Source organism: Gimesia benthica (genome assembly GCF_009720525.1).
Taxonomy (GTDB): domain Bacteria; phylum Planctomycetota; class Planctomycetia; order Planctomycetales; family Planctomycetaceae; genus Gimesia; species Gimesia benthica.
Map to the genome: position 1 here is coordinate 6,727,341 of NZ_CP043930.1, position 11,964 is coordinate 6,739,304.

Annotated in this window: 10 protein-coding genes; 5 read left to right on the plus strand and 5 right to left on the minus strand. The window is 53.7% G+C overall.

Annotated elements, in window-relative coordinates; translation table 11 throughout:
• The first annotated feature begins 51 nt into the window (after positions 1 to 51).
• Complete coding sequence (locus F1728_RS26340) at positions 52 to 1,620, plus strand: sulfatase family protein (RefSeq protein ID WP_155366528.1); 1,569 nt, start codon at positions 52 to 54, stop codon at positions 1,618 to 1,620.
• Here the strand turns inward: F1728_RS26340 and F1728_RS26345 are convergent, their stop codons facing one another.
• On the minus strand, positions 1,621 to 3,048 hold the full coding sequence (locus F1728_RS26345) for a sulfatase (protein WP_155366529.1): 1,428 nt from the start codon (positions 3,046 to 3,048) through the stop codon (positions 1,621 to 1,623). It lies immediately after the preceding gene.
• Between the two features lie 268 nt (positions 3,049 to 3,316).
• Here F1728_RS26345 and F1728_RS26350 point away from each other — a divergent pair, with 268 nt between their 5' ends.
• Positions 3,317 to 4,174 carry a deoxyribonuclease IV gene (locus F1728_RS26350; RefSeq protein ID WP_155366530.1) on the plus strand — a complete coding sequence of 286 codons (858 nt, stop codon included), beginning with the start codon at positions 3,317 to 3,319 and terminating at the stop codon, positions 4,172 to 4,174.
• Positions 4,175 to 4,213: 39 nt separating this feature from the next.
• On the opposite strand, the gene F1728_RS26355 is transcribed toward F1728_RS26350, so the two are convergent.
• Positions 4,214 to 4,369: a hypothetical protein gene (locus F1728_RS26355; protein WP_155366531.1), complete on the minus strand. Its 156-nt coding sequence runs from the start codon at positions 4,367 to 4,369 to the stop codon at positions 4,214 to 4,216.
• 21 nt (positions 4,370 to 4,390) lie between these two features.
• Between F1728_RS26355 and F1728_RS26360 the strand changes: the two genes are divergently transcribed.
• Positions 4,391 to 6,253 carry a hypothetical protein gene (locus F1728_RS26360; RefSeq protein WP_155366532.1) on the plus strand — a complete coding sequence of 621 codons (1,863 nt, stop codon included), beginning with the start codon at positions 4,391 to 4,393 and terminating at the stop codon, positions 6,251 to 6,253.
• A 100-nt stretch (positions 6,254 to 6,353) separates the two neighbouring features.
• On the opposite strand, the gene F1728_RS26365 is transcribed toward F1728_RS26360, so the two are convergent.
• The gene (locus F1728_RS26365) at positions 6,354 to 6,704 is read right to left on the minus strand and encodes a PilZ domain-containing protein (protein WP_145187900.1); all 351 of its coding nucleotides are present in this window, start codon (positions 6,702 to 6,704) and stop codon (positions 6,354 to 6,356) included.
• Between the two features lie 523 nt (positions 6,705 to 7,227).
• Between F1728_RS26365 and F1728_RS26370 the strand changes: the two genes are divergently transcribed.
• Both F1728_RS26370 and F1728_RS26375 read left to right on the plus strand, forming a co-directional pair.
• Positions 7,228 to 9,453 (plus strand): efflux RND transporter permease subunit, encoded by a 2,226-nt coding sequence (locus tag F1728_RS26370; RefSeq protein WP_155366533.1) that lies wholly within the window; start codon positions 7,228 to 7,230, stop codon positions 9,451 to 9,453.
• Between the two features lie 259 nt (positions 9,454 to 9,712).
• Complete coding sequence (locus tag F1728_RS26375; protein WP_155366534.1) at positions 9,713 to 10,846, plus strand: SDR family oxidoreductase; 1,134 nt, start codon at positions 9,713 to 9,715, stop codon at positions 10,844 to 10,846.
• On the opposite strand, the gene nusB is transcribed toward F1728_RS26375, so the two are convergent.
• Both nusB and ribH read right to left on the minus strand, forming a co-directional pair.
• Complete coding sequence (gene nusB, locus F1728_RS26380) at positions 10,839 to 11,354, minus strand: transcription antitermination factor NusB (RefSeq protein WP_145042079.1); 516 nt, start codon at positions 11,352 to 11,354, stop codon at positions 10,839 to 10,841. The two genes, F1728_RS26375 and nusB, sit on opposite strands and share 8 nt — an antisense overlap.
• 72 nt (positions 11,355 to 11,426) lie before the next feature.
• The gene (ribH, locus tag F1728_RS26385; protein WP_145042078.1) at positions 11,427 to 11,915 is read right to left on the minus strand and encodes a 6,7-dimethyl-8-ribityllumazine synthase; all 489 of its coding nucleotides are present in this window, start codon (positions 11,913 to 11,915) and stop codon (positions 11,427 to 11,429) included.
• Between the last annotated feature and the right edge of the window lie 49 nt (positions 11,916 to 11,964).

An 11,964-nucleotide genomic window follows, 5' to 3' on the forward strand; every position in this document is an offset into this window, starting at 1 on the left:
CGCCCCGAATCCCGGATTCATTTTTAATTCACTGTCATTGAAAGCGCTCTCATGTCATTTCGAATCTTCTCACTGCTGACGCTGTTCCTGGTTTGCCTCCTGCATGGTCATTCTCAGCTCCGGGCCGACAAACCCAATGTGATCGTAATCATGGCCGATGATCTCGGGTACGGGGACGTTTCCTGTTATGGCGCGACAGCGCTCAAGACACCTCACATCGATCAACTGGCAGCTGACGGACTGCGGTTTACCAGCGGATACTGTTCCGCTTCGACATGCACGCCGACCCGCTATTCGTTCCTGACCGGGACCTATGCCTTTCGGGGAAAGCGGACCGGAATTGCGCCACCAAATGCACCGGCCATTATTAAGCCGGGAACAGAGACCGTCGCTTCTCTGTTGAAACGCGCCGGCTATACCACGGCCGTAATCGGTAAATGGCACCTCGGGCTCGGGGGAGAAGCGGGACCGGACTGGAACGGAGATTTGAAACCGGGGCCACTGGAGATCGGTTTTGATACCTGCTTCCTGTTGCCGACAACCAATGACCGGGTTCCTCAGGTGTATGTGAAAGATCACCGGGTTCTCAATCTCGATCCGGCAGATCCCCTCTGGGTGGGAAATAAGAAGCCCAGCCCAGATCACCCGACCGGCCTCACACACCGTGATACGCTCAAGATGGACTGGTCTCACGGGCATAACTCAACGATTCACAATGGAATCAGCCGCATCGGCTTTTATACAGGCGGGTATGCGGCTCGTTTCCGCGATGAGGATCTGGCCGATAAGTGGGTTGAGAAGTCGGTCGAATTTATCGAAGCCAATAAAGATCAACCCTTTTTTCTGTTCTTCGCCTCGCACGATATTCACGTCCCGCGCATGCCTCATGAACGGTTTCAGGGAAAAACATCACTCGGTTATCGCGGCGATTCAATTATTCAGCTCGACTGGTGTGTGGGTGAGCTGATGAAAACACTCGATCGTCTCAAGCTGGCTGAGAACACGCTCGTCGTATTCTGTTCCGATAACGGTCCTGTGATGGATGATGGTTACAAAGATGGTGCGCTGGAGAAAGTAGGAGATCACCGCGCTGCCGGACCATATTCCGGGGGCAAGTACAGTGTTTATGAGGGGGGAACCCGGACGCCCTTTATTACCCGCTGGAAAGGGCGTATCCCGCATGGTGTCAGTGATGAGCTGGTCTGTACTATCGATTTGCCAGCCAGCCTGGCAACATTGACCGGACAGAAACTGCCCCAGGATGCCTGTCGAGACAGTTTCAATGTGCTGGATGCACTGCTGGGGAAACCGGATGCTGCAGGGCGTGCGCATCTCGTGCAACAGAATAACGGGAACAACGGCACGTATGCCTTGCGGACCGGGAAATGGAAATTACAGCGGTACGACAAACAGACCGCCCGCAATATCATTGTCGAGCAGCAGCTGTCAAACACCAAAGTCCCCCAATATCAGTTGTTCGATCTGGAGCAGGATCCTGCGGAAAAGCAGAACGTCATCCAGGCACATCCGGAACTTGCACAGCGGTTGAAAAAACAGCTGGCCGATCTGATCGAGCAGGGGAGCAGCCGACCCGGTGCCGTTGCACCTGCAGAGAAATAATTAAAACAGAGCCGGCTTCATCTGCGAATTAAGTTCGTTCCAGCGGGTGAGCAGTTCCTGCAGTTTGTCCTGCTGCTCGCTGGCGAGATTGGTCTGTTCCGACAGATCCTCTGTGATGTGGTACAACTCCCAGTCTTTGATGTCGGATTTGCCCCGCATTTTGACAATTTTCCAGTCCCCCAGTCGGAGTGCAGCTCGTTTGCCCTGACGCCAGAAAAGCTCGTGATGCGGCGTACCGTCTTTTTCTTTCAACAGGTACGGCATCAGGTTTTCACCATCCAGATCGTCCGGCAGCGGTGCACCGGAGAGAGCTGCCGACGTGCTGAAAAGATCCATGCTGCTGACTGGCTGCGAATAGGTTTGGCCTGCAGGTAACTTATCTGTCCAGCGCATCAGAAAGGGAACCCGCAGCCCTCCTTCGTACATGGATCCCTTCTCGCCACGCAGAGGAAGATTACTGGACGTGAGTTCGCGCGTCGGGCCGCCGTTGTCACTTAGAAAGACAATCAACGTGTTGCGATCCAGTTTGGCATTTCGGACCTGCTTCAGAATCTGACCGACACTTTGATCCAGGGAAGAAAGCATGGCGGCAAAAATGCGTCGGTGCACATCGTCAATGTTTTGAAAACGCTGCATGTCCGCCTGTTTCCCCTGCAGGGGGCTGTGAACTGCGTTATACGCCAGGTAGAGAAAAAAGGGTTTGTCCTGGTGGCGATCGATAAAGCTGAGCGCTTCCCGTGTGAACGCATCGGTCAGGTATTCCGTTTCCACAACCGGTTGTCCGCCGCGAATGATGGGGTTGTTGGCGTCATAGTCGGGTTCATCGTATCCCAGATGCGTTGAGTAAATCAGCTGTTCGCCAATCCAGCGCCCCTTGCTTCCACCGGGAAGTGTCTTGCGACGCAGCATGGTTGTCACCCCCTGATACGGCGGCGGGACGAAGTAATGCCCTTCGTGCATGAAGCCGAAGAATTCGTCGAATCCATGGCGGTAGGGATGATAGTCGGCAGCGCCCCCCAGATGCCATTTTCCGATCAGGCCGGTCGTGTAACCCTGATCGTGCAGAAGTTCGGCCAGCGTCTGTTCTGCGGGCGGCAGCCCCGTACCCGGATCTTCATTGCGGGCACCGATGGGATTGAATTCATAACCGAAGCGAGTCGGGATCTTGCCCGTCAACAGTCCCGCCCGTGACGGACTGCAGTTAGGCGCGGTGACATAAGCCTGTGTAAAACGAATGCCCTCCTGGGCGAGTGAGTCGATATGTGGCGTGGGGATTTGCGGATTTCCCTGGCAGCCCAGTTCTCCGTAACCCAGGTCATCGGCGAGTAGGATGATGATGTTGGGCTGTTCTGCTGCCCGCAGAGAGGGATCTGTTGCCACGGGGGACAGGATGAAACTGAGTAGAAACAGGGAGACGATCAAACGCATGCTGGTTTCCTCTTCGATGAGCGAATCGATTTGAATACACAGGGCCGTTTCCGGGACCGGAGTGAATCAGCGGCTCATCGATTGTAACGCTTCGGGAAACTGCTGCCCATGAAATCCTGATTGAATTGGTGAAATACGAGTGTGAATGGGGCATCGCTGGAAGGGATCGCCTCGAACGCCTATACTGCAGGTTCGCTGATGAAAGCGATCCCGTCCGCAAGCGAGACCGGGGGCAGCGAAGAATGTCACTTAATCCGGAAAGAGAATCATGCCATTACTGGGAGCACATCAGTCGATTGCTGGTGGATATTATAAAGCCGTGGATCTGGCTGCTGAATTTGAAATGGACTGCGTGCAGATCTTCACCAAGAACAACAACCAGTGGCGGGCCAAGCCTCTGACGGATAAAGACGTGACTCTGTTCCAGGAGCATCTGGAGTCAACGGGCGTGAGCCGTCCCTGTTCGCATATGAGCTACCTGATTAATCTCGCCAGTCCCAAAGATGAACTCTGGAACAAATCGATCGATGCCGTCGTTGTGGAACTGGAACGAGCGGAAGCCCTCGGACTGGAAGGGGCCGTGATGCATCCCGGTAGTTTTGTGACCTCCAGCGAAGAAGAGGGACTGGATCGGATCGTGGCTGCCATCGATCAGATTCACGAGAAGACCGATGGCTTCCAGACCCAGATCTGGCTGGAGACCACAGCCGGCCAGGGATCAAATCTGGGACATCGCTTCGAACAACTGGCGTATCTGCTGGAACAGGTCAAGGAAGGGGAGAGGCTGGGGATCTGTGTTGATACCTGTCATATCTTTGCTGCCGGCTATCCTCTGATCGAAGCAGACGAATACCAGTCAACCATGCAGGAACTGGATAATGTGATCGGTTACGCTCGCGTGCGGGCCTTCCATCTGAATGACAGTAAGTGTGAGTTCGGCAGTCGTAAAGACCGTCATGAAAACATCGGTAAGGGCTTCCTCGGACTGGAACCGTTTCGGCATCTGCTCAACGATCCAAATTTCCAGGACCGTCCGATGTATCTGGAAACTCCTAAGGATGAGGAAGACGGCGTACCTCTGGATCAGATTAACATGCAGACCCTGCGTGGGTTATGCGAAGACTGAACGATTTTCTTAAAGACTGCTAAAATCCGAAATACCCTCTCATGCCATCAATTTCGCCCAGTCGATAAAGGGTAACAGGCGAAGTGTCGGGTGCGGTTGCGCGCCTGTGTCATGTCTCGCCTGCACCTCAACGCCCCATTGAGGCTGCTCCCCGCGACCCAGGCAGAGATCTCGTTCCCGTGACGATGTCTGCATGCAGAAACAGGATTTTTCGTTGTGAAGATCGGTCTGTTAACACGAAAACTGACAACGGTTTATTTATTGCTGGCACTCTTCGGTTATCTGACCGTGGGATGTCTGCGCCAGCCTGCGGACGTGATCTCCCAGTCGAATCAGAAATCTGACAACCCGCTGATCACTGCCAGTAACAGCTCCAGCTTTAACTTTTTTGATCAGAAAAAGAAAGTTTCTGTTCAAGAGAAGCCGGGCCGTGTGAAGCTGGGGGCGCCGACCTCAGTGCCGGAAGAGCAGATTGCTCAAGCGGAACACAAATCAGAGGCGATGCAACCGGGGCCTGTAAAAATCAGCCAGGCTGCCTTTGAGGATGCGGAACGCCAGCGACAGGATGCAGAAGCAGCAGCTCAAAACAAACCGGTCAAACGCAGCCCCGCAGATCTGGATGACTGGCGCTCTAAATCACTGATCGCTGAGGCCAGGAAATATCCTTCAAAGCTGATGGACGCCTGTCAGCAGAACTCCGAACGGATTCAACAGGCTTCCGGTTCGATCAGCAGGGAATTTTCACAAGGGATTCGGCGTCTGGCGGGAACCTCACAGCCGGAATCCAATTCGCAGGAAAAAGCTGTCACACCGCAGGAACCTCCCCAAGAGGAACCAAATTTCGAACAAACGGCAGATGATGTTTTTCGATCGGACGAGCTCAGTCGCTATTTAGATCAGGCCGATCAGCAGCAGTCAGCTGATCCTCAGCTGAAACAACTTGGTCAGGAATTAGAGCGGGATCTGCAGCAGACGAATCCAGTCTTCGAAGATGTGTCACAGGAAATGCGAAGACTGCAAATCAGTTCGATCATGGAACGAGCCCGGCGTGAATTGAAACAGAAGAACTATGAATACGCACAGTTCCTGGCGGAACAGGCCCTGGAAACCAGCTATCGCGGGCATGTCGCCTTTGGTCTGGATGAAGTCTCTCCACAGATGCTGTTGCAGCAGATCAAAGAAGAACTGGCAGCCCAGCAGCCGTCCGATTTGAAGCAGACAGGTCATTCAGAACCGCAGGTACAGTCTAACGGCGGTCAGAGAGTTCCTAACTTCCGTCCCTCAAGGGTTCATCCCTTGAAACGACGTGCTACACCTCCTCAGCAACCAGAACCAGTGAAAACGCGTCCTGTTCAACCGACTTCACCCGGTCCTGCGAGTGATGAGTTACCACTGATCGTACCTCGTAACATGGGGACGACTCCTGTTCAGCCACAACAATCCAACAGGCAGAGAAGTTCCGCAGGAAGTCTCTCTCTCGAACCTCCGAGTTTTGAACCAACTCTGGAGGCACCCGAAGAGTTGCCGCCGATCGAACAGCCGATCCAGCGGCGGGAACAGCCCGTTCCACAGGAACCGTCTGTCAAACTGGAACTGGAAGAAGTACCAGCCGAAGCGCCTGCTCGGATTGAGCTGAAAGAGCCGAAACCAGCGGCTGCTCCGGTGCAACCGTCGCAGACTGTTGAAAAGCAGGACGAAAAGCCTGCTGCAGGGGCGGGGCCTCAGCTGATGCTGCCGAAACTGCCTTCTGTTCCCGGTGATCAGACTTCACAGACGGGGCGTCACCGCAGTACGCAGACAGCACCTGTGAAGTTTCGCTCGCGGATTCAGGATCGTGGCGCAGAACCATCTCCCTTTGTCGAGCAGAAACTGGAAGAAGTTCAAGCGGAAGCAGGCCAGCCAGGCACGAGTCTGCAATTGGATGAGATTGAGTGGGACCTGGCAGAGCGGAAACGCCCCGAAGTGAAAAACGGCTGGGGAAGTCTGACAACCCTGTTACTGGTGGCAGGCGGGGTGATCATCTTTCTGCTGTCCGGGATCATCATCGTTCTGCTGCGACGCGGAACCTCTGCCTCCTGATGGACTGATCACGTACTTTCAGTTATGGGGCAGCAAGCGGGCAGCGGTCGACCGCTCCTGCGAGCGGTCTCTTCTGGATGGATCTGGTATCAGCGTCTGCTTAGTTTTCCGGTTTGGTGAGAAACTCACCACCGCTGATGAACATACCGTTATCGCAGGGCGTGCACCACATGATCTTGACGCGGTATTCAAATTCACGCGTCTCGCTGGCCAGTTTGACGGTGACTTCGCCCGGATTGATCATCCCTTTGTGCAGCAGTCCGAGTCCCTGGCGGCTGATTTCGCGAGTCATGGCTGAAATAGTATTCCCCCGAGAGGTTTTGATCTCTGCAGGCACGGAGAGTTCCAGGCGATCCACGTCACGGACATTGACGGCATCCTGATTACCGAAGCTGGCCAGTACGTGTTTCAGGTCCTCCATTGAAGGACGGCTCCATGGCGTTTCTTCCATTGAATTACTCCCGGGTTAGAAGTCTGTATTTTGATTTTGTATGTGGGTTCAGTTCTGACTGATATAGAAATATAGAATACAAATCGCGAATAGTGCCTGATTTCATGCCAGATTACAGAGTTTGCTGGAACTGGAAGTTCGTAATTTGAGGGGAAAGACTGAGCTCACCACAGTCGATCCCTGCGAACGGGGTAACCGCTGACTTTTGTGTGAGTCAGATTGATGGCACCGACTGTTCCAAATCTACCGGTTGTGACGGTATTTCACCCTTTGAAGGTACGAGTTATACCAGTCGTACGAAAGAAATCAGCTGATTCTGCTATACCGGCTGCCGTTTGGAAAAACCGTTTGACGCATTGTTTCAAGTCGGTTCGATATGAAATTGGGGTGGTCTCAGTAATCGATCATTTGACTGATGACTCAGCCGGGCCTGGATCCTGAGTTCAGAATAATGTTGATTACCAGGGGTGTGAGTACTTGAAATGGCTCGAGCAAGCGAAAGCAGATTGATCTACCAAATCTTATGATCTCATCTTTCTATCAAAAATACAGTCGTTACCTGATCTGGGGTGTGTTCTGCACGCTGCCGATTCTGGCCTTCATGGCAGAGCTGCTGCCTTCCAACAATGATATCGAAACCTGGTTGCCCAAGGATTCGGATGTTCGCATTGTTTACGATCGCTTCAAGGCGGAGTTCGGTGCGGAAGAGGTCATTCTGGTGGCGGTGGAGAAGGGGCTGGATCAGCCGGCACTGATCGAAGGCACCGCAGGGCGGATCGAAACCCTGGATTCCGTCAGAGAGTGCTGGACCCCCGATCGACTGAAAAATATTCTGAATGAATTCCAGGTAGAACCAGCAGAGATCAACCGTCGTCTGGACGGCCTGTTGATGAACAAGCAGCATAACATGGCCGGGATCCTGGTATTACTCTCAGACGAGGGGATTAAAGACCGGGCTGGAACGGTCGCCGGGATTCGTGAAAAGCTGGAGTACAACCAGTTAACCGGACGTGAGGTCAAGCTGGCGGGAGCGCCGGTGGTGATTGCAGAACTGGATCGCCTGGGCAGTCAGAAAACCAATAAAAAGTTTTTCATCATCACGCTGCTGATCAGTCTGTGTCTCCTGTATTACTCCTTCCGCGAATGGAAGAAAACACTGGCCACACTGGGTCTGACGATCTGGGCCATCAACCTGACCACCGCTCTGATCTACCTGGGCGGCGGTGAGATGAACTTCATTCTTGGTGCCCTGTCGGTGATGGTGCTGGTATTCACACTCGCCATTTCGATTCACGTGCATCACTATGTCGCCAGCTGTATCGATCAACCCGATCCCCTGTCTGCTGCACTCAAAATCGCCTGGAAACCCTGTTTTCTGGCAACCCTGACAACCACGATCGGCCTGTACTCGTTGACGATCAGCGAAATCGGACCAGTCACCCAGTTCGGCTATGCCGCCTCACTGGGGACGTTCGTCTCCCTGATTACCGGACTCGGGCTCACACCGGCGGTGTTGACCATCTGGCCCATCGATCCGAAAACCATCCACGCAGCGGAATCCCGTTGGAACTTCCAGAAATGTGCCAACTGGTTGATCGATCATTCTGGACGAGTGTCGCTGGCGACAATCGTATTGGTGATGATTACCGGCGTAGGGTTGTTCAGTCTTAAGACGAAAATTGATCCACTCGATTTTCTGCCCGCGGAAGGACGAGTGATTCAGGATGTGAGATCCGTTCAGGAGAATCTGACCGAACTCGATTCTGTCGAAGCGATTGTTGATTTTGGCGATGACGACAAGCCGTTTATCGAAAAAGTAGAGCGAGTTCGCGAGCTGGAAAAAGTAATCCAGCAGCATCCTGCTGTCAGGCACACCATGTCGCTGGCGAGCTTCTTCCCGAATCAGTTTCCCGAAAGTCCGTTCGAAACAGCCCGGCTGTTGTCAAAGGCACAGTCGAAGCACGGAGAGAATGACTTCGTTTCAGATGGAGAACGGCTGTGGCGGATTTCTGCTCGCATCAGCAGCGATGCAGAACTGCCTCAGGATCAGATTTACGACGAACTGTCGGCGATGATCAATGATCCACAGGTCGTTTTGACCGGAGTGGCTCCGTTGTTGAGACGGGCTCAGAACCAGATCTTTACCGGCTTCTGGGAAAGCTTTTCGATGGCGTTTGTGATCATTACGATTGTGATGATTGTCTCGCTGCGTTCCATCAAAGCGGGACTGGTAGCCATGGTTCCCAACCTGACGCCGATCTGCATCGTGTTCGGTATCCTGGGCTGGTACCAGATTCCGATCGACATCGGGATCATGATGACTGCCAGTATTGCGCTGGGTATCGCCGTCGACGGGACGTTCCACTTCCTGGTGCGATACCAGGAGCAGTTCCGTCTTTCCCGTAATTCGGCTCAGGCTTCCCGCGATTCCCTGCTGATGACCGGTGAACCGATCTTTACGGCTGCGGTGATTACCGGGGCCGGTATGCTGGCGTTAACGCTCAGCAACTTCGTGCCGACCGCGCGGTTTGGCTATATGATGACTTCACTGCTGGTGGCAGCACTGGTGGGAGATTTGATCCTGCTGCCCTGTCTGCTGGCCCTGCGACCACGGAATGTCGATCAGCTGGATGGATCTGATCACAAAGACAGTGGTGCCGAGACTGATGAGTCCCGGCCACGGAGTCCGCATTTTCTCAAGCAGTCGCAGCAGGGAGCGAAAGATCAGTCAGACAAAGCAGTTGCATAGTTCATTTTAGTGCAGTTGCCTGAATTCGTCGGTCAATCTCTTCGCTTTTCCGTACCCGTTGATTGATATATGAAGCCAGTTCATTATCATTGACTTTCCCCTGAAAAACAGCATTTTTTCTGTGTCGGCGAGGGAGCGGTCTGCAGCGTTTCTGTGCTGCAGCGATGCCAGCTGGATAGGCCGACCAGAAAACAGAGATAACAAACAGAGCTATTCAGCACTCCTTTTTTTCAACTACAGGTTCATAGCGGAAATCAAAATGGGATACCATCTGATCACAGGTGCCACCGGCTTACTGGGAAGATACTTAATTCGAGATTTGTCCATGGCGGGAGTCCCGCTGGCGGTGCTGGTGCGACCTACCCGACGGATGACAGCAGAGCAGCGGATCGACATGATCATGGGCTTCTGGGATGATCAGCTGGGCCGTGAACTGCCACGACCTGTCGTGCTGGAAGGCAACATTAACGAAGAGAATCTGGGTTTGAGCGAAGAGAATCTGAAGTGGGCCACTGAGAATGTGGATCGCATGATTCATTCGGCTGCCAGTCTGTCGTTTTACAGTACCAGCCACGAAAGCGAGCCCTGGCGCTCCAACGTGGGTGGTGTAAAAAATGTGCTGGAGTTCTGTAAAACCGCGGATATCAAAAAATTCGATCATGTTTCAACCGCGTATGTCTGCGGTTTACGAACCGGTCGGATCATGGAATCCGACGTCGATGTGGGACAGGAATCAGGAAACGACTACGAACGGAGCAAGCTCGAAGCAGAAATGCTGGTTCGCGGTTCCGATCAGTTTGAATCGCTGACCGTCTTCCGTCCTGCGATCATTATTGGCGATTCCAAAACCGGATTCACGAACACTTTCCACGGGTTCTATGCCGCTCTGCAGTTGGGACACACTCTGATGCAGATGCAGTCCCGGGATGAAACGGGCCTGCTGTATGCCGACTCCCGGTTCACGCTGAACGGGGATGAATCCAAGAACCTGATTCCCGTGGACTGGGTTTCCGCAGCGATGTCACACATCATCACCCATCCCAAGCATCATGGCAAAACGTACCATCTGACGCCACTGCATCCGGTTCAGTCCCGCCTGGTGCACGATGTACTGCAGACGGCCTGTAAGTTCTATGGTTCCCGGTTTGCGGGGGCTGGTGTGGAACTGACTGACCCCAACGAAGGGGAGCGGTTATTCTACGATCACATCCGGGTGTACAACTCTTACTGGCGCGATGACCCGGTCTTCGACAGTTCCAACACACAAGAGGCGGCACCGCATCTGCCTTGTCCGCACGTGGATCGCGATCTGCTGCTGCATCTTTCGCAGGTGGCGATTGATATGAACTTCAGCTGGAACGATCGTACGCCCCACCGGTTCGGCGTTAAGTAGCCCAGGGGCTGCCCGGCTTCAATGGAGGATCTTCTTCTTCGGGATCCTCTTCCACCGGTGGTTGAGGAGCAGGCTCAGTTGGCAGAGGAGGGGCGGCACGATTTTCGTCGTGTCGTCCGGGGACGAGCTTATCCAGGATCCCGTTAACGAACTGGGATGACTGAGCACTGCCGAATTCACGAGCCAGTTCGACGGCTTCGTCGATAATGACCGCGGACGGCGTGTCGGTATGCAGCAGCTCGTAGGTTCCCAGTCTCAGGATATTGCGATCGGTGACCGCCATCCGTTTCAGGGACCAGTTCTCTGCGACGTGGACAATTTCCGCATCGATCTGCTGTTTGAACTCCATCACTCCGGTAAACAGTTCCCAGGCGAAAGCGCGAACTGTTTTGCTGCGACCATGCTCATCGATCATTGCGCGAATCTCTTCCGCAGTGATGTCAGAGTTGAGGTCGATCTGGTAAAGCATTTGCACGACCAGCTGTCGTGCCTGTTTTCGGAGAGACATAGGGGTATCACAACTACAGTCTGGAGACAGAAAAATCCGGTTTGTCCGGGGAAGCGGATCAGGGCCTGATTATCAGGCGGATGGCTGATCCTGATCAATCGAGTCTAACAGATTGACCATCTCAATAGCAGCCAGAGCGGCTTCACTCCCTTTATTGCCGACTTTTCCACCGGCCCGGTCCATGGCCTGTTCCATTGTTTCACAGGTTAAAACACCAAACAGAACGGGAATCCCGCTCTCCTGGCTGCTGCGCATGATGCCTGCAGCCACCTGATGATTGATGTAATCGTGGTGCATGGTGCTGCCCTGAATGACGGCACCGAGGCAGCAGACTGCCTGAAAGCGTCCACTCTTGGCCAGTTTATCAGCGACGAGCGGCAGCTCGAAGGAACCAGGCACCCAGTAGACAGAAATTTTCTCTTCGGAACCACCGTGACGACGGAATGTCTCCAGTGCGCCATCCAGCAGACGGCGGGTAATCAGTTCATTCCAGCGGGATACAACAATTGCATAGTTCGCATCGCGGGCCAGCAGGTTGCCTTCAATCAGTTTGTGGTTCATCGAGGTCGTTATTTCAAATAGCCAGGTGGATAAAATGACAGTTCCGGGA

What these genes read in the sequence shown, in the direction of transcription:
- F1728_RS26340 (WP_155366528.1), top strand. Translation starts at nt 52, where the DNA reads ATGTCATTTCGAATCTTCTCACTGCTGACGCTGTTCCTGGTTTGCCTC.
- F1728_RS26345 (WP_155366529.1), bottom strand. Translation starts at nt 3,048, where the DNA reads ATGCGTTTGATCGTCTCCCTGTTTCTACTCAGTTTCATCCTGTCCCCC.
- F1728_RS26350 (WP_155366530.1), top strand. Translation starts at nt 3,317, where the DNA reads ATGCCATTACTGGGAGCACATCAGTCGATTGCTGGTGGATATTATAAA.
- F1728_RS26355 (WP_155366531.1), bottom strand. Translation starts at nt 4,369, where the DNA reads ATGCAGACATCGTCACGGGAACGAGATCTCTGCCTGGGTCGCGGGGAG.
- F1728_RS26365 (WP_145187900.1), bottom strand. Translation starts at nt 6,704, where the DNA reads ATGGAAGAAACGCCATGGAGCCGTCCTTCAATGGAGGACCTGAAACAC.
- F1728_RS26370 (WP_155366533.1), top strand. Translation starts at nt 7,228, where the DNA reads ATGATCTCATCTTTCTATCAAAAATACAGTCGTTACCTGATCTGGGGT.
- F1728_RS26375 (WP_155366534.1), top strand. Translation starts at nt 9,713, where the DNA reads ATGGGATACCATCTGATCACAGGTGCCACCGGCTTACTGGGAAGATAC.
- nusB (WP_145042079.1), bottom strand. Translation starts at nt 11,354, where the DNA reads ATGTCTCTCCGAAAACAGGCACGACAGCTGGTCGTGCAAATGCTTTAC.
- ribH (WP_145042078.1), bottom strand. Translation starts at nt 11,915, where the DNA reads ATGAACCACAAACTGATTGAAGGCAACCTGCTGGCCCGCGATGCGAAC.